The sequence below is a fragment of the Flindersiella endophytica genome (assembly GCF_054779015.1).
Genome location: NZ_BAAGYY010000023.1, coordinates 327,427 through 342,271 on the forward strand (window position 1 = coordinate 327,427; position 14,845 = coordinate 342,271).

At 69.8% G+C, this 14,845-nt stretch carries 14 protein-coding genes; 4 read left to right on the plus strand and 10 right to left on the minus strand.

The annotated features are described in order from the left end of the window. Nucleotides 1-361: 361 nt before the first annotated feature. The 8 genes from ACYVF6_RS25860 to sigE form a co-directional block, all read right to left on the minus strand. Nucleotides 362-3,463 (minus strand): AfsR/SARP family transcriptional regulator, encoded by a 3,102-nt coding sequence (locus tag ACYVF6_RS25860; RefSeq protein ID WP_460525118.1) that lies wholly within the window; start codon nucleotides 3,461-3,463, stop codon nucleotides 362-364. A 106-nt stretch (nucleotides 3,464-3,569) separates the two neighbouring features. Then, nucleotides 3,570-4,676, minus strand: a complete 1,107-nt coding sequence (locus ACYVF6_RS25865) for a DUF6973 domain-containing protein (protein ID WP_460525119.1) — start codon at nucleotides 4,674-4,676, stop codon at nucleotides 3,570-3,572. An 11-nt stretch (nucleotides 4,677-4,687) separates the two neighbouring features. Next, a complete protein-coding gene (locus ACYVF6_RS25870) occupies nucleotides 4,688-4,999 on the minus strand; it encodes a hypothetical protein (RefSeq protein ID WP_460525120.1) in 312 nt (103 codons plus the stop codon). 99 nt (nucleotides 5,000-5,098) lie between these two features. Then, a complete protein-coding gene (locus tag ACYVF6_RS25875) occupies nucleotides 5,099-5,554 on the minus strand; it encodes a sec-independent translocase (protein WP_460525121.1) in 456 nt (151 codons plus the stop codon). 87 nt (nucleotides 5,555-5,641) lie between these two features. Continuing rightward, nucleotides 5,642-7,210, minus strand: coding sequence for a S1C family serine protease (locus ACYVF6_RS25880; RefSeq protein WP_460525122.1), 1,569 nt, complete (start codon nucleotides 7,208-7,210; stop codon nucleotides 5,642-5,644). An 81-nt stretch (nucleotides 7,211-7,291) separates the two neighbouring features. Continuing rightward, the gene (locus ACYVF6_RS25885) at nucleotides 7,292-8,392 is read right to left on the minus strand and encodes a sigma-E factor regulatory protein RseB domain-containing protein (protein ID WP_460525123.1); all 1,101 of its coding nucleotides are present in this window, start codon (nucleotides 8,390-8,392) and stop codon (nucleotides 7,292-7,294) included. Nucleotides 8,393-8,399: 7 nt separating this feature from the next. Next, complete coding sequence (locus ACYVF6_RS25890) at nucleotides 8,400-9,389, minus strand: anti-sigma factor family protein (RefSeq protein WP_460525124.1); 990 nt, start codon at nucleotides 9,387-9,389, stop codon at nucleotides 8,400-8,402. Further along, nucleotides 9,386-10,042, minus strand: a complete 657-nt coding sequence (gene sigE, locus ACYVF6_RS25895) for an RNA polymerase sigma factor SigE (protein ID WP_460525125.1) — start codon at nucleotides 10,040-10,042, stop codon at nucleotides 9,386-9,388. The genes ACYVF6_RS25890 and sigE overlap by 4 nt, the downstream gene beginning before the upstream one ends. Before the next feature lie 221 nt (nucleotides 10,043-10,263). Here sigE and ACYVF6_RS25900 point away from each other — a divergent pair, with 221 nt between their 5' ends. Then, nucleotides 10,264-10,896 carry an O-methyltransferase gene (locus ACYVF6_RS25900; protein ID WP_460525126.1) on the plus strand — a complete coding sequence of 211 codons (633 nt, stop codon included), beginning with the start codon at nucleotides 10,264-10,266 and terminating at the stop codon, nucleotides 10,894-10,896. 15 nt (nucleotides 10,897-10,911) lie between these two features. Here the strand turns inward: ACYVF6_RS25900 and glgC are convergent, their stop codons facing one another. Then, nucleotides 10,912-12,138, minus strand: a complete 1,227-nt coding sequence (gene glgC / locus ACYVF6_RS25905) for a glucose-1-phosphate adenylyltransferase (protein ID WP_460525127.1) — start codon at nucleotides 12,136-12,138, stop codon at nucleotides 10,912-10,914. A gap of 54 nt (nucleotides 12,139-12,192) precedes the next feature. On the opposite strand from glgC, the gene ACYVF6_RS25910 reads away from it, so the two are divergent. Genes ACYVF6_RS25910 through ACYVF6_RS25920 form a run of 3 tightly spaced genes read left to right on the plus strand, consistent with a single transcriptional unit; the run spans nucleotide 12,193 to nucleotide 14,334 of the window. After that, nucleotides 12,193-12,732 carry a GNAT family N-acetyltransferase gene (locus tag ACYVF6_RS25910; protein WP_460525128.1) on the plus strand — a complete coding sequence of 180 codons (540 nt, stop codon included), beginning with the start codon at nucleotides 12,193-12,195 and terminating at the stop codon, nucleotides 12,730-12,732. 55 nt (nucleotides 12,733-12,787) lie between these two features. Next, entirely contained in the window at nucleotides 12,788-13,942 is a 1,155-nt protein-coding gene (gene glgA / locus ACYVF6_RS25915) for an alpha-maltose-1-phosphate synthase (protein WP_460525130.1), read from the plus strand. 5 nt (nucleotides 13,943-13,947) lie between these two features. Next, entirely contained in the window at nucleotides 13,948-14,334 is a 387-nt protein-coding gene (locus ACYVF6_RS25920) for a hypothetical protein (protein WP_460525131.1), read from the plus strand. Between the two features lie 28 nt (nucleotides 14,335-14,362). Here ACYVF6_RS25920 and ACYVF6_RS25925 read toward each other — a convergent pair whose 3' ends face one another. After that, nucleotides 14,363-14,791: a nuclear transport factor 2 family protein gene (locus tag ACYVF6_RS25925; RefSeq protein ID WP_460525132.1), complete on the minus strand. Its 429-nt coding sequence runs from the start codon at nucleotides 14,789-14,791 to the stop codon at nucleotides 14,363-14,365. Nucleotides 14,792-14,845 lie beyond the last annotated feature (54 nt).

Below are 14,845 nucleotides of genomic sequence, written 5' to 3' on the forward strand. Positions count from 1 at the left end.
AGGACGATCACAACTGCCGCAAGTGTTGCCGTCAAGGCTCTTGTAGCTTTCATGCCAACCCACTCTCTCTGGTTCCATGAATTGCTCGATGGTGCCCAAGAGAACCCCAAGCGCCCAGGCGTCACATCGACCGCCCGGCAGGCGTCATCGTCGCATCCGGCCCGCACAATATCCGCACACAGATATCGACACCCCTGCCGAATTGGTGATTGGCACGAAATACCCGACCGCACGACGAACGACAATTCTCCGGCAAATCGGCGGACATTACTCAGACCGTGTCCCACTGCCACAAGAAATGCGCAAGACGCCGACTGCCCCGAACCGGTTTCCGACCTCGGTCGCGTGCGAGCGCGTGCCGTCAGCGCCGTTCCGCCCGGTTCTGCCTCGGCACTTCCCGGCCCCGCGCTCCGGCCGCCGGCTCGGGTGGCACGCCAAGGCGCTGGAAGATCGCCGATCCTTCGCTGAGGTGCTCGCGGGCGCCCGCGGGGTCGCCGAGGTCCAGGTACGCCCGTCCCAGCGCGTGCTCGGCGCGCGCTTGGTCGTACTCCTGCCCCAGCTCCCGCGCCAACCCGGCCGCCTTCCGCAACTGGTCGACTGCCTCTGTCAGCTCCCCACGCTCGCGCAACGCCTCGCCCAGCGCGTGGCGCGCCTCGAGCTCGCTGTTGGGGTTCTGGATCTCACACGCGATCGACAACGCCTCGCGATATCGCTCCCCGGCCTCCCCGAATCGCCCCAGTCCACGTAGCGCGTTCCCCGCCGACACCAGCGCGAGACACTCGCGCGGCTGGTTCCCGATTCCCCGATACCGGCGCAGGCTCTCCTGGCAGTGCGGCAACGCCTCCTGATACCGCGCCATCCCGACGTAGACCGCCCCCAGGAATCGGTGCGCCGCGGCCTCCGACAGCCGGTCCGCCGACGAGCGGGCGAGCTCCAACGCCCGCAGCGCATGAGCCTCGGCCCGCTCCAGCCGCCCGAAGATCCGGTCCAGCTCCGACAGCGCGCACAACGTACGCGCCTCGCCGCCGCGGTCGCCGGTGGCGTGGTGCAGGCGAGCCGCATCCGTCAAGCAGGCAAGGGCTTCCGGGAACCGGCCGACGTCCTCGAGCACGCTGCCCCGAACCTGGAGTACGTGCGCGCGCTCGCTCCGGTCGCCGGTGTGGGGCAGCAGCAGGTCCGCCTGGTCGAGGCACGTGAGCGCGACGTCGTGCCGGTTCAGCCGGTAGTACGTCTCGCCGAGGTGATACAGCGCCCGCGCCTGGTCGACCGGATCAGTGCCGGCCCGTGCCGCCGCCAGGTGCTTGTTGTGCAAGCGGAGCGCGTCGGAGTAGAGCGCCCGGTCGTTGAGGTAGCCGAACAGCAGGCTCGCCAGCGCCCCGATCGCCTGCCGCTCGACCGCGTGGTCCACGAGTGCCACCAGGTTCGCCCGTTCGGCCGCCAGCCATCCCTCGGCGGCATCCGCGCTGGCGAACACCGGCCCGGTGGCGGCGGACGGCGCGGCGGCGATCGCGGGCCGGCGATGCCGCTCCGCCGGCTCGTACGCGTCCATCGCGTGCGCGAGCGTGTGGAGGTAGTGGTCGAGCAGACGCTGGATCGCCGCCGAACGTTCGCCGTCAGGCTCCTCCTCGCGAACCAGCTCGCCGGCGTGCGCACGCAACAGGTCATGGAAGTAGTACTGGCCGAGGCTCCTCGACTCGAGCAGGTGCGCGTCGACCAGCGCCTCCAGCGCGGTCTCGGCCTCCGCCGGCTCGATGCCGGCCAGCGCGGCCGCGGCGTACGCGCCGAGGTCGGTGCCAGGCTGCAGGCTCAGCAGGCGGTACAGCCGTCGCCGCTGGGCGTCGAGTTGCTCGTACGACAGCCGGAACGCCGCCGCGACCCCTTCCGAGCCACTGCTGAGTTCGGCGAGCCGGCGCTGCCGGTCGCGGAGGCGGGTCACCAGATCCTGGAGGCTCCAGCCCGGCCGGTGCCGCAGTCTCCCGGCCAGCAGCCGTACCGCCAGCGGGAGCCGGCCGCACATCTGGACCAGTTGCCCCACCAGCGCGTCCGGTTCGTCCGCGAGCCGCTCTGTGCCGGCGAGCGTACGGAACAACCGGATGGCCTCCGGCAGCTCCAGCACGTCGAGCGCGATGTGCTGCGCGGCGTCGAGCGTGCTGAGTCGCTGCCGGCTGGTCACCAGCGTCAGGCTCTCCGGCGCGGCGGTCAGAAGGGGCCGTACCTGCGGCGCGCCGACGGCGTTGTCGAGCAGCAGCAGATACCGCCGGCCCGCGGTGCGGCTCCTCCACAGCCCGGCGCGTTCGTCCGTGTCGGGCGGGACCAGGGCGGCGGGCACGCCCACGGCCCTCAGCAGCCGCTCCAGCGCGTCGCCCGGTGACAGTGGCGCGACGCCGGCCGTGAACCCGCGCAGATCGAGATAGAGCTGGCCGTCGGGGTACGCCGAGGCGAGCCGGTGCGCGGCATGGACGGCAAGTGCGGTCTTGCCGACACCGGGCATGCCGTCGATCGCACAGACGGTGGCCGACCCGGCGCCCCAACCGCCCCGTTCGGCGAACGCGACGAGCTCGGCGATCTCCTGGTCCCGTCCGGTGAGCGACACCAGCTCCGGCGGCAGCTCCGCGGGCCGTGGTTCGGGAGCCTGCCGCGGGCCGGTGAGCTGGGCGGCGGGTTGGACCGCCTGCGCTGTTCGGGCCCGCGAGCCGGGGACGGGCTCACCGCGAAGCATCGCCACGTGCAGGTCCTGCAGGTCCGCGCCCGGATCCACGCCGAGCTCGTCGGCCAGCAGGCGTCGGGTCGTCTCGTACCGGTCGAGTGCTTCCGCGGTGCGGCCGGCCTCGTGCAGGGCCTGGATCAGCAACACCGCAAGGGGTTCCACCATCGGGTGCTCGGCGAGCAGCTGCTGCGCCTGGCCGATCACGCGGTCAGGACGGCCCAGCCGCAGCTCGGCTCTTCCCCAGGCCAGAAAGGCATCGAGGTAGAGCTGCGTCAGCCACATCCGGGTCCGCTCCACCCACGGGCCGGACAGGTCGGCCAGCGGCGGCTCCCGCCACAGCTCGAGTGCCTCGCGGATGCGGGTGGCCTGCTGCTCGCCATCCAGGTCCGGACCGGCTGCCTGCGCCACCAGCCGTTCGAACCGATGGACGTCAACGCAGTCGGGGTCGACGTCGAGGACGTACCCGCCGGCGCGGCGGACCAGCGTGGCCTGGCGCCGGCCTGGCTCCGCCTGCTCGGTGGCCGCGGCACGCTGGAGCAGCTTCCGCAGGCGTGCGATGTGACCATAGAGCGCGTTGCGCGGCTGCCGCGGCGGATCGTCGGCCCAGACACGTTCGATCAGGGTTTCAGCAGAGACCGGGTGCCCGGCATCGATCACCAGCGCTGCGAGCACAACGCGTTGCTTGGGCGGACCGAGGTCCTGCGGATGGCCGGCGACCAACAGCTCGACGGGGCCGAAGACGCGGAACTGCGCCACGTATCCCTCCAACGAGGCAACGCATCGTCAGAGTCGGAGCCTAACACTCGGTGTAGCAGCGCAACCGGACTCGCGATCCGGCCTGTGGATGACGCCTCCGCTGCCCCTAGCCGACCTGGTTGCTCGACCAGACCTCGTGCTTGTCCTTGATGCCAACGGTCCGGCCCTCGCGTACCGCCTGCTCGACCCGATCGGCCAGGGTGTCGTTGGTCTCGTTGGGGTACGTCTGCGCGATCCCGCGGCCGACTTCGTTGTTGTGCAGGTCCATCTCCTCCTGAACCACGCGGTACTGATTGGGATCCGGGTTGCCCTCGTGTGCGGTGGTGAACTGCCTGGCGAACTCGGGTCCGAAGTCGCGGGTCAGCCGCGCGCTCCAGTACGCGTGCCGGAACGCGTCCCGTTGGGTCCCGGTGTTCGCGTCGCCGGGGAACCGGGCCGTCGCAGCCCTCTCCGCGTCGAACTTCGCCTTCGCGAACGTCGCTTTGTCCGCAGGGCCGAGCTTGTCCCAGATCTGCTTCTCGCGGCCGGTCAACGGCTCTTCGAACGGGCCGACCTTGACCTTGTATCTCTTGGGATCCGGATCGTCGGGCGTCTGGTACGACTCCAGGCGGTGCTTCCACGCCGTCGTCAGGTCGTTGTCGACGTGATCGTTGAAGTTGCCGCGATCTCCACCTGTGTCGTGGCCGAGGCCCCAGGCCGCGGTCGTGCTGGCCCGTTCCGCGTCGATCAGCAGCGGGCGGATCATCGCGGAGACTCGTTTGTTGGCCTCCTGCCAGTCCCTCGAGGCCTGCTCGACGCTCGCCTTGCCGCGCCAGGTCGCCATGTTGTCGCCCTCGATCGGCGGCTCCGGCATGCAGTAGCCGTCGGTCATCTGGTCTACGGGTCGCAACTGCTCCTGCTTGACCACCCCGTCGGCCAGGCGGTAGAGCCCGTTCTGGTCGTCCTGCAGCCGCTTGTGAGCGTCCTGGAGCAGGTCGCGGATGCCGGTTGCCTCCTTGACCGCGTCCTCGAACTCCTTGCTCATCTTCTTGATCGAGGCGAACCCCGCGTCCGCGTCCTTGCCCTCCCAGCCGGACTCGTGCAGCGGCTTGGCAACGGAGTCGTCCAGGTCGCCGGTGAGCTCCTCGATCTTCTTGATCATCGCCGTCCAGTCGTCGACGGCCCGCTGCAGGGCGTAGACGGGAGCGCGGAAGAGATTGCCGTACGTCAGCATCGCGCGTCACCTCACTGGAAGCGGCTGGTCAGCTGGTTCAGCCGCTGGGAGTTCTGGTCCTCGACGGCGCGGTTGTTCTTGGCGCAGGCGGCGAGCGCGGCCTCGAGGCTCGCGCAGGCCTTGTAGAGCGTGTTGACCTGGAACCACCAGGTCTCGGCGGTCTTGGCCATCGCCCCACCAAGAGCGAAGTGCTGGTCGCTCAGCAACGTCCCGGCCTGTTTCGTCGACGCGTCAGCCAGGTCGCCGTACTGGCCGAGCTTGTCCTTGATCTCGCGAGTGGCTTTGGCCGCCTTCTCGAGGGCGGCTGGATCGCAGGTTCCCACCGTGTGTCCTCCTCGTCGGATGCTGACGAGTGTCGGCCACGGACCTATGCGATCGCCTTACGAATTCCTTGTCGCCGGCCCAGCCGGACTGGACGCACCTCAGGTGGCGTCGGTGTCGAACGGCGGCGGCTTGCGGGTGAGCGTCGCCGTCGTGCTGTCGGAGTCGTTGAGCTCCGCGTCGGTGTCTGCCTGGTCGCTGCCGTTGACCGTGGTCGAGGAGGAGCCGTTGGAGTACGTCGTCGGCTCGGCGTCGAGGTCGACCCGGAGGTCGTCGCGGATGTCGAGGTCGCGGTCGACTCGAAGGTCGTCCTCATCAAGACCGTCGAGCACGTGCTTGCGCACGAACTGCCGCGGATTGAGGTCGCGAATGTCGAAGTCGTCGAACTCCGGCCCCAGCTCACGGGTCAGGTCACGCCGGGCGTTGGCCGCCATGCCACGCAGCTGGCGCAACCCCTGCGCGGCCTTCCTCGCCATCTCGGGCAGCCGGTCGGGCCCGAAGATGAACAGGGCCGCGATGCCCAGCACGAGGAATTCGAGGGCTCCGATGTCGAACACTGCCACAGGGTAGCTCGCGAACCTGCTGGTTCGCCTCCGGATCTACCCTGACCCGTCCGCGATCGGCCCGAAAACAGGTAACCGAACCTAGTCGGTTTCCTCACCAAGCGTGACGATGACGTCTTTCGGCTGGCCGGAACGCTCGTAGGTGATCCGCACCGTCTGCCCCGGCTGCTGGCTCCTGATCTGCACGATCAGGTCGTCGGCGCCGGAGACCTTGTGCCCGTTGATCACCGTCACCAGGTCGCCGCGCTTCAGGCCGGCCCGCTCCGCGCCGCTGCTGGGCATCACTTCGGAGATTCTGGCGCCGGGCCCTTCGAACGAGCGGTCGATCGTCGCGCCGACCACGGGGTACTTCGCCTTCCCGGTCTTGATGATCTGGTCGGCCGTACGCCGGGCCTGGTTGATCGGGATCGCGAACCCGAGCCCGATGTTGCCCTGCTGCTGTTCCTCGCCGAACCCGGAGTCGTCGCTGCCGAGCGTGGCGATCGCGGAGTTGACGCCGATCACCTCGGCCTTCAGGTTGACCAGCGGGCCACCGGAGTTGCCGGGGTTGATCGCCGCGTCGGTCTGGAGCGCGCTGATGAACGAGGTCTCGCCGTCCTGGTCGCCGCCCGCGGTGACCGCACGGTTGCGTGCGCTGACGATGCCGCTGGTCACGGTGCCGGCAAGGCCCAGCGGCGAGCCGACCGCGACGACGGGTTCACCCACGATGACGTCATCGGAGTCGCCGAGCGAGACAGGTTGCAGCTTCTTGCCGTCGACCTTGATCACAGCGAGGTCGTACGACGGCGAGCGTCCGATGATCTTCGCGGGGCGTTCGTCGCCGTTCTGGAACGCGACGACGATGCTGCCGCCGCCGCTGCCCGCGGCCATCGCGATCACGTGGTTGTTGGTGAGGATGTGGCCGTCCTCGCGGACCACGAAGCCGGAGCCGGTGGCCTTGCCCTCGGCCGCGCTGACCTTGATCTGAACGACGCCCGGCAGCACGGCCGAGGCGACGGTCGAGACGTCCTGGGGCTTCGGGAACGCACTCTTCTGCTTGTTGCCGAGGTCGTCGACGATCGGCTGCTGGGAGTTGAGCTCGGCGGGCCGGGCCCAGCGGAACGCCCCGTAGACACCGGCCGCGGCGCCACCCATCGCGGCCACCACGGCCACGGCGGCGATGATCGCGATCAGTACGCCGGGGTTGCGCCGGCGCGGAGGTTCGGGCTCGACGCGGCCGCCGCCGAACGGCATGCCGCGCGGCGGGCCGCCGGGTACGCCCGGACCGGGCAGCGCCCACTGCGGCGGAGGTTCGAAGTCGGGACGTTCGCTCGGATAGCCGATGCCACCCTGCGGACCGCCGGGACCACCCGGCGCACCTGGCTGCCCGGGACCACCGGGACCACCGGGACCACCGGGACCACCGGGACCTGGATGAGCGTACGGGCCAGGAGGAGGCGGGCCCTGCCGGCTCGGCGAACCAGGCGGAGCGTACGGGTTGCCCGAGCCAGGCGCGCTGCCCGGCTCTCCCGGTTCGGCCGGAGCGCCGCCGCCTGCCGGAGGTCCGGAAGGAGGGACGGCAGCCCATGCCGGCGGGCTGTCCCCGGAAGACTGGCTCGAGCTCTCGGCGGGCAGGTTCCCCTCCCCCGCGGAGCCGGACGTGTCAGTCATCTCCTCGCGTCCCTTCCATGCCGCCCACTGGACGGCCGCACAACTGATCAGCTCCTGGCCGGTCTGTCAAGATCGACCAACCTAGTCGAACGGATTCAACCAGGAGACCATCCGTGTCATGCCCCGGTCGAGTCGTTGGCCAACGCTGTCCGGACCACTGCGTGACACAGGCTCGTGCGGAAGTGCCGTCAACGCGGCGTCCAGACCGTACGGAGTATCACTTACGACGGTATAGACCAAACCTCCGGACGACCACACGGCCGATGAGGAAAGTCCGTACCGTACGTACACCGTTCCCTCCGACGCACCGGACCCAACCGAACGTTTCTCGAATCCCGTCAGCGCCGTCTCGTCGAGCCGGCCACGCTGCTGGAACACCGAGGTGACGGTGAGCCCGTCGGAGTACGTGAGGTGCAGTGCGCCACCGTCGTCGACGGTGCGTACGCCCGTGAGCTCCAGGAACTCCGAGAGCGTGTCCGCGCAGCAGTTCCAGCCGGCGGCGGCGAGTTCGGTGTACGCCGCGGGCTCGACCAGCTCGCCCGCCTCGGCGTCCATTGCGGGCGGCGGGTGGGCGACGAAGCCGTCACCGCCGACCGTCAAGTCGGTGAAGCCGCTCGACCGGACCAGCTTGCCGCCCGGACCGTAGAGCTCGCGCCGCAACTGCAGCCCGGTTTCCTCATCGATCCAGAACCGCGCCGCGATCGAGCCGTCGGGGCGGCCGGCCTGCACGACCACGGCCTGGCGGCCGGCCGAGCGGGCCTTGCCCGCGACCGCGAGTGTGTAGCTGCGGCTGAGTCCGTTCTGCGCCGGCGCCCGGTCGGGGTCTGGCAGGTCGCCCGTACGCGGGACGAACCACGCCTGCCTGGCGGTGCCGCCGTGCAGCTTGACGACCGTGCCGTGTCCGGGGCTGTTGACCAGGTCGACGAGCTTGGTGGTCTGGGCGTCGTCGTCGCCCCAGACCGAGACGAACTGCGTGCCGGTGTAGGCGACCTTGTGCTCGGCGAGCGCGGCCTCCCTGAGCACGCGCAGCGCCTCGGGGTCGTCGGATGGGGTGAGTCCGCCGGCGGGCTCGGCGAGCGACGCGGTGTCGCTGCGCAGGGCCAGGCCGGCGGCCAGGACGAGGCCCGTGACCACGACGATCGCGATCAGGTGCGTGCCGGTCAAGGACAGCTGACGTCTCATCACCGGCTCACCGATTCGGGCTGAGGAGTCCGGTGAGGTTGGAGTCTCCGATACTCGCCGTCGCCCCACCGGGGTCGGAGTAAGGGAGGTTGACGGCGCTGTCCGCGTGCTGGACGGTGTAACGCTGGATCGGAGGAACGACCTTGACGTCCGCGGTGGTGGGCGCGGTAGCGCCGCCGACGGTGAACGCGGTGACCAGCGCCATTCCGGCGAGCGAAGCGGCCCCGGCCACACCGACAGTGAACCTGCGCCCCAGCCGGCTGGAGTGCAGCCGAACCCCGCGCAGCCGACCGGGCCGGCGGGATCCGTGCAGGTCGGGGTAGCCGAACGGCCGGCTGGCCGCCGGGCGGGACGGAGCACTGAACGGCCGGCGGGAGCGCCGCAGGCCCGGCTCGCTGGTGCTCATCGCGGCGGCGTACGGCTCGCCGGTCCTCACCTCGGCCGTCGTCGTCTCGTCGGCGCTCAGCTCACCCGGCTGCGCGTCGCCGGTGCCGGTCGCGAGGGCCTCGGTCGGTTGCCCTGCGGCTCGCAGCACACCGAGCTGGTAGCCGCCAGGCGTGAGGACGCCGGTCTCTAGCGCGGCAGCGATCCCGTCGCCGGCCGGCGGAGCGCCTTCCGGCGGCAACCCGAGTTGGAGTGTGCCAACGCTCGGCCGGCCACTCTCCGTAACGGGTGCGGTCGGCGGCATGGGCTGGGTGGCGCCGGAATGCTTGGAGCCGGCGGACCGGCCACGGCCGACGATCCGGCGCTTCGCGGGCGCCGGCGGCTCGACCACGGGCGCGGCGCTGGGGTCGCCGAGACTGTTGAGCCGAGCCAGGAAATCCCCGCCCGGCGATGCCTCCGGCATGCCGCTGAGCAGGGATTTCACGCGTCGTTCGGTCTCGACCACGGCTCGGCACTCGTCGCACTGGGCGAGGTGTGCCAGTACGCGGTCTCGTGCGTCATGGTCGAGCTCACCGTCGACCAGCGCAGAGAGCCGCGCGCGGTCATGACTCACGCGGTTGCCCCCTCGGGGAGTCCAGCGGGGCCGATCGTGGTCCTGGCGGCCGTCGTCTCAGTGGTGGTTCCAGTAGATGTCTTCGCAACGCCCTCGGCAGCCGGTTCGGCGGCAGCGGCCGGCATCCGGTGCGCGAGCGCCGCACGCAGCTGTGCCCGGCCACGGTGGATCCGGCTACGCACAGTGCCCAGCTTCACGCCGAGTGTGGCAGCGATCTCTTCGTACGACAGGCCTTCGATGTCACACAGCACGACGGCCGCCCGGAACTCCGGGGGCAGCCCGTCGAGGGCAGCCTGGATGTCGGCGTCGAGGTGGCGCTCGTCGTAGGCCTGGGCAGGGCTCGGCTCGGAGCCGGGCAGCCGCTCGGGCGCGTCGTCGGGCAGCGCGTCGAAGCGAATCCGCTGCTTACGCCGGGCCTGGTCGAGGAACAAGTTGGTGGTGATGCGGTGCAGCCAGCCCTGGAACGTGCCCGGGGTGTAGGTGGACAGCGAACGGAAAACGCGGACAAAGACCTCCTGTGTGAGGTCCTCGGCGTCATGGCGGTTTCCGGTCAGGCGGTAAGCAAGCCGATACACCCGGGAAGAGTGCGTACGCACGATCTCTTCCCAGGAAGGCGGAACCCACGCATCATTGGCGGTCAGCTGTTCCGTCACGGGATTACCTCCCCACGTCCACACCAGGGTCCCCGTCGTTACCACTGGCGCCACTTTGGCATCACCTCCATTCTCTCCAACGCACATGCCGTTGTCGCTGGTTCCGACCCTGGTCTTAGCCGCTTCTTAGGTAGTCGGAAAGTTCAGGGATATCCCTGATAGCGCCTGAATGGTTCGGAGACTACGCGGTATAGGACCCGGATAGGACTAAAGTCGTGGTCGTGACCGGGATTGCGCCTGAGAGCTGGGCTTACGCCGAAAACTACATCGCCGAGGACGAGGTGCTCATCAAAGCACGCGGCCGGGCGGCCGAAGTCGGGGCCGTGCCGATCGGGCCGGGCGGTGGCGCCGCACTGCGGTTCCTGGCCGCCTTGATCAGCGCGAAGACGGTCGTCGAGATCGGCACCGGTTGCGGCGTCTCGGGTGTCTGGCTGCTGCGCGGCATGCGCCCCGACGGCACGCTGACCAGCGTCGATCTGGAAGCTGAGCACCAGCGGCTGGCCCGCGAGTCGTTCGCCGACGCCGGAGTGCCGTCGCAGCGCACGCGGCTGATCACCGGCCACGCGCTCGACGTCCTCCCTCGCCTCACCGACGGTGCCTACGACCTCGTGTTCTGCGACGGCGACAAGCGGGAGTACGGCGACTATTACGAGGAGGCGCTGCGCCTGCTTCGTTCGGGCGGCGTGGTCGCGATCGACAACACGCTGTGGCACGACCGCGTGGCCGACCCGGCCCAGCGCGACCCGGAGACGGTCGCGGTCCGTGAGCTCGGCCGCCGGATTTCCGACGACGATCGCGTGGTTCCTGTGCTGCTGCCCGTGGGCGACGGCCTGCTCTGCGCCGTCAAGCGCTGAGGCTTCTCCAGCTGCTCAGTCCTCCGGCACGTGCTGGCCCTTGCCCAGCACCGTGATGCCGCTTTCGGTCACCGTGAAGCCGCGCTCGAGGTCACTCTCCCGGTCCACGCCGATGCGTACTCCCGGCGGCACCACGATGTTCTTGTCGAGGATCGCGTTGCGGATGACCGCGCCCCACCCGATGACGGTGTCGTCGCAGATCACCGAACGCTCGACATGCGCGCCACGCAGCACGCGTACACCCGGCGACAGCACCGAGTGGTCCACCACCGCACCGTCGACGATCGTGCCCATCGACAGGATCGACTCCGCCACCCGGCCCGCACCCACCAGCTTCGCGCCGGGTAGCTGCGGGAAGCTGGTGTAGATCGGCCAGTCGCGGTTGTAGAGGTTGAAGATCGGGTCCACGGAGACCAGATCCATGTGCGCCTCGTGGTAGGAGTCGAGCGTCCCCACGTCGCGCCAGTAGTCCTTGTCGCGCGAGGTCGAGCCCGGCACGTCGTTGTCGGCGAAGTCGTAGACGTTCGCCTCACCCTTCGCGGTCAGCAGCGGGATGATGCTGCCGCCCATGTCGTGCACGGAGCCCTCGTCCTCGGAGTCGAACTGCAGCGCGTCGAGCAGCGACTCCGTGGTGAAGACGTAGTTTCCCATCGACACGAAGCTCTCGTCCGGACTGTCCGGCAGCCCCGGCGGGTCGGCGGGCTTCTCCAGGAACGCGTCGATGCCGTAGCCGTCCGGCGCGGTCTGGATCACGCCGAACTGCGACGCCGTGTCGCGCGGCATCCGGATCCCCGCGACCGTCACACCGGCGCCGGACTCGACGTGCGCCTGGACCATCTGCGCGGCGTCCATCCGGTAGACGTGGTCGGCGCCGAAGACCACGACGTAGTCGGGCTTCTCGTCGAAGATGAGGTTGAGCGACTGGTAGATCGCGTCCGCGCTGCCCTGGAACCACCGTGGCCCGAGTCGTTGCTGCGCCGGAACGGGCGTGACGTAGTTGCCGAGCAGTGTCGACATTCGCCACGTCAGCGAGATGTGGCGGTCGAGCGAGTGCGACTTGTACTGCGTGAGCACACAGATCTGCCGCAACCCGGCATTGACCAGGTTGGAGAGCACGTAGTCGACGAGCCGGTATTGGCCACCGAACGGAACCGCCGGTTTGGCCCGGTCCGCGGTGAGCGGCATCAGCCGCTTACCTTCGCCGCCGGCGAGAACGATGCCCAGCACCCTCGACGTCCTCATGCACGCACCCTAATCCTCTCGCGTTATCAACGCATCACATTGACAATGGTGGACATGCCCCAGTTGGTACGTCCGACAACTGACGTTCAGCAGTCGTTTCTGGCCGCGATGGCTGAGTTCCGCGCCGAGGGACGTGCCACGCCCGCCGACCGGTCGATGATCGGGCACGAGCACCGAACCTACGGCGACACCTGGCACACGCCGGAGGGGTTCGCGACGTTCGTGTCCGAGCTCCGCGCCGATGCGCTGGAGGAGACGCCGCGGCCGGAGGGCCGCGTACCGTCGACGACGCTGTGGTACGTCGACGGTGCCGAATACCTCGGCCGGCTGGCGATCCGTCACCGGCTGAACGCGTTCCTGCTGGAGGAGGGCGGCCACATCGGCTACGACGTCCGCCCTTCGGCACGCCGCAAGGGCCACGCGACCGCGATGCTGCGGGAGGCCCTGCCGGTCGCGCACGCGCTGGGCATCGCCCAGGTCCTGGTCACCTGCGACGTCGACAACGAGGCCTCGCGAAAGGTGATCGAGTCCGCAGACGGCCAGTTCGAGGACGAGCGGAGGGGCAAGCTCCGCTTCTGGGTCCCGACCAGCTGAGCCACCACGGCCTGCGCCGGTGCCGGCGTCGCCGCGACCCGCTAGCGTTCGCGGCATGCGGGTTGCGATGCTGACCAGGGAGTACCCGCCGGCCGTCTATGGCGGTGCCGGCGTACACGTCGACTACCTCAGCCGCTGCCTGCGGCCGCTCGTCGACCTCGAGGTGCACTGCATGGGCGAGCCGAGGCCCGGCGCCACCGCCCACGACGAGAACGATCCCCGGCTCGCCGGCGCGAACTCCGCGCTCCGCATCTTCGGTGCCGACCTGTCGATGACCGCCGCCATCGGTTCGGCCGAGCTGGTGCACTCCCACACGTGGTACGCCAACCTCGCCGGTCACCTCGGCAAGCTCCTCTACGGCATTCCGCACGTGCTGACCGCCCACTCGCTCGAGCCGCTGCGCCCCTGGAAGGCCGAGCAACTCGGCGGCGGCTACCGCCTGTCGTCGTGGGCGGAACGCACCGCCTACGAGGCCGCCGACGCCGTGATCGCGGTGAGCTCCGCGATGCGCCAGGACGTGCTCGCCTGCTACCCCGCGCTCGGCCCGGACGACGTGCACGTCGTCCACAACGGCATCGACACCACGGAATACCGTCCCGATCCGGCCACCGACACGCTCGAACGCCTCGGCGTCGACCCGGAACGCCCGTACGCCTGCTTCGTCGGCCGGATCACCCGGCAGAAGGGCGTGCCCCACCTGCTGCGCGCGGCCGCCGGCTTCGATCCCGAGGTGCAGCTGGTACTCCTGGCAGGCGCCCCGGACACCCCGGAGCTGGCCGCCGAGACCACCGCCCTGGTCGACGGCCTACGCGAGCAACGCAGCGGTGTCGTCTGGATCGAACAGATGCTGCCGCGCCCGGACGTCATCCAGGTGCTCACGCACGCGACGGTCTTCTGCTGCCCGTCGGTCTATGAACCCCAGGGCATCGTGAACCTGGAGGCGATGGCCTGCGAGACCGCCGTCGTCGCCAGCGCGGTCGGTGGCATCCCCGAAGTCGTCGACGACGACACCACCGGCGTCCTCGTCCCCTACGACGAGAGCGACCCGCGCGCGTTCGAGGAGAGCTTCGCCGAAGCCGTCAACCGCGTGGTCGCCGACCCGGCGCTGGCGAAGCGATTCGGCCAAGCGGGAAGGCAGCGCGCGGTCGCGGAGTTCAGCTGGCAAACGATCGCCGAACGCACCCTCACCATCTACCGCGACCTGCTCTGATCCCGATGGACCCCGCACTCGCGGACGAGATCGTCGCGGCCACGCTCGCCGACGGAGGAGCCACCGTCGACGTGACATCCGGAACCCTCCTGGCCGTCGACGACTCGTGGTACTTCCCGCGCTATCCCGAGCACACCAGAATCGTCCCCGTCGACGGCCTCGCCGCTGCCGTTCTGGCGTTCGCCACCGATCACGACGGCGCACTGCGCACCGAGCGGAGATGGCTGGGGACGTGGCTCAACCCCGGCTCAGGGCAGTGCTACCTCGATGTCATCACGCGCTCGGCCAGCCGCTCCGAAGCGCTTACCCTGGCCCGGCGCTACAGCCGGGAGGGTGGCCGACGGATCCTGGCGATCTGCAACCCGCTCCGGCAGGCGACGGAGTACGTCTGAGCCGGGAGCCAAAGGCTGCTGCCCCGGCTCAGGACTGGAACGCCTGCGCTACGGCGAGGCTGTCCTCGTACACGTGGTAGCGCAAGATGCGGCCGCTCTCGACCGTGACATGCAGCGCGAACCGGGCACTGTACGCGCGTCCGGTGGGCCGAGCGGTCTGGCGGATCTCGCCGAGCACGACCGCGTCGTCGCCGTCGACGAGGACGCGCTCGATCTCGGTGCCGACGGCTTCGGGCACGTGGTGTTCGGTGAGCTCGCGGAAGTGCGCGGCCACCTCGGAACGGGTGGAACGCCGGCGGATCCATGGCGTGGCGGCGCGGCCGTGTTCGGCGGCGGGCCAGTCCAGCTTCCAGTCCACCTGGTCGGCGAAGAGTTCGGCGACGCGCTCTGGGCCATCGGCGCCAAGCCGGCGCAGCAGCTCCTCGACCACAGCACGGGTGCTCGTCACAGTCGGCATGCCCGCCATCGTCGCCGGAGCACATCGGCCGGGCAATTACCTCTCAGGTAAGCC

Bases quoted from the DNA above. Each gene is read 5' to 3' on its own strand.
- ACYVF6_RS25865 (WP_460525119.1), bottom strand. From the start codon at position 4,676: ATGCTGACGTACGGCAATCTCTTCCGCGCTCCCGTCTACGCCCTGCAG.
- ACYVF6_RS25880 (WP_460525122.1), bottom strand. From the start codon at position 7,210: ATGACTGACACGTCCGGCTCCGCGGGGGAGGGGAACCTGCCCGCCGAG.
- ACYVF6_RS25885 (WP_460525123.1), bottom strand. From the start codon at position 8,392: ATGAGACGTCAGCTGTCCTTGACCGGCACGCACCTGATCGCGATCGTC.
- glgC (WP_460525127.1), bottom strand. From the start codon at position 12,138: ATGAGGACGTCGAGGGTGCTGGGCATCGTTCTCGCCGGCGGCGAAGGT.
- ACYVF6_RS25910 (WP_460525128.1), top strand. From the start codon at position 12,193: ATGCCCCAGTTGGTACGTCCGACAACTGACGTTCAGCAGTCGTTTCTG.
- glgA (WP_460525130.1), top strand. From the start codon at position 12,788: ATGCGGGTTGCGATGCTGACCAGGGAGTACCCGCCGGCCGTCTATGGC.
- ACYVF6_RS25920 (WP_460525131.1), top strand. From the start codon at position 13,948: ATGGACCCCGCACTCGCGGACGAGATCGTCGCGGCCACGCTCGCCGAC.
- ACYVF6_RS25925 (WP_460525132.1), bottom strand. From the start codon at position 14,791: ATGCCGACTGTGACGAGCACCCGTGCTGTGGTCGAGGAGCTGCTGCGC.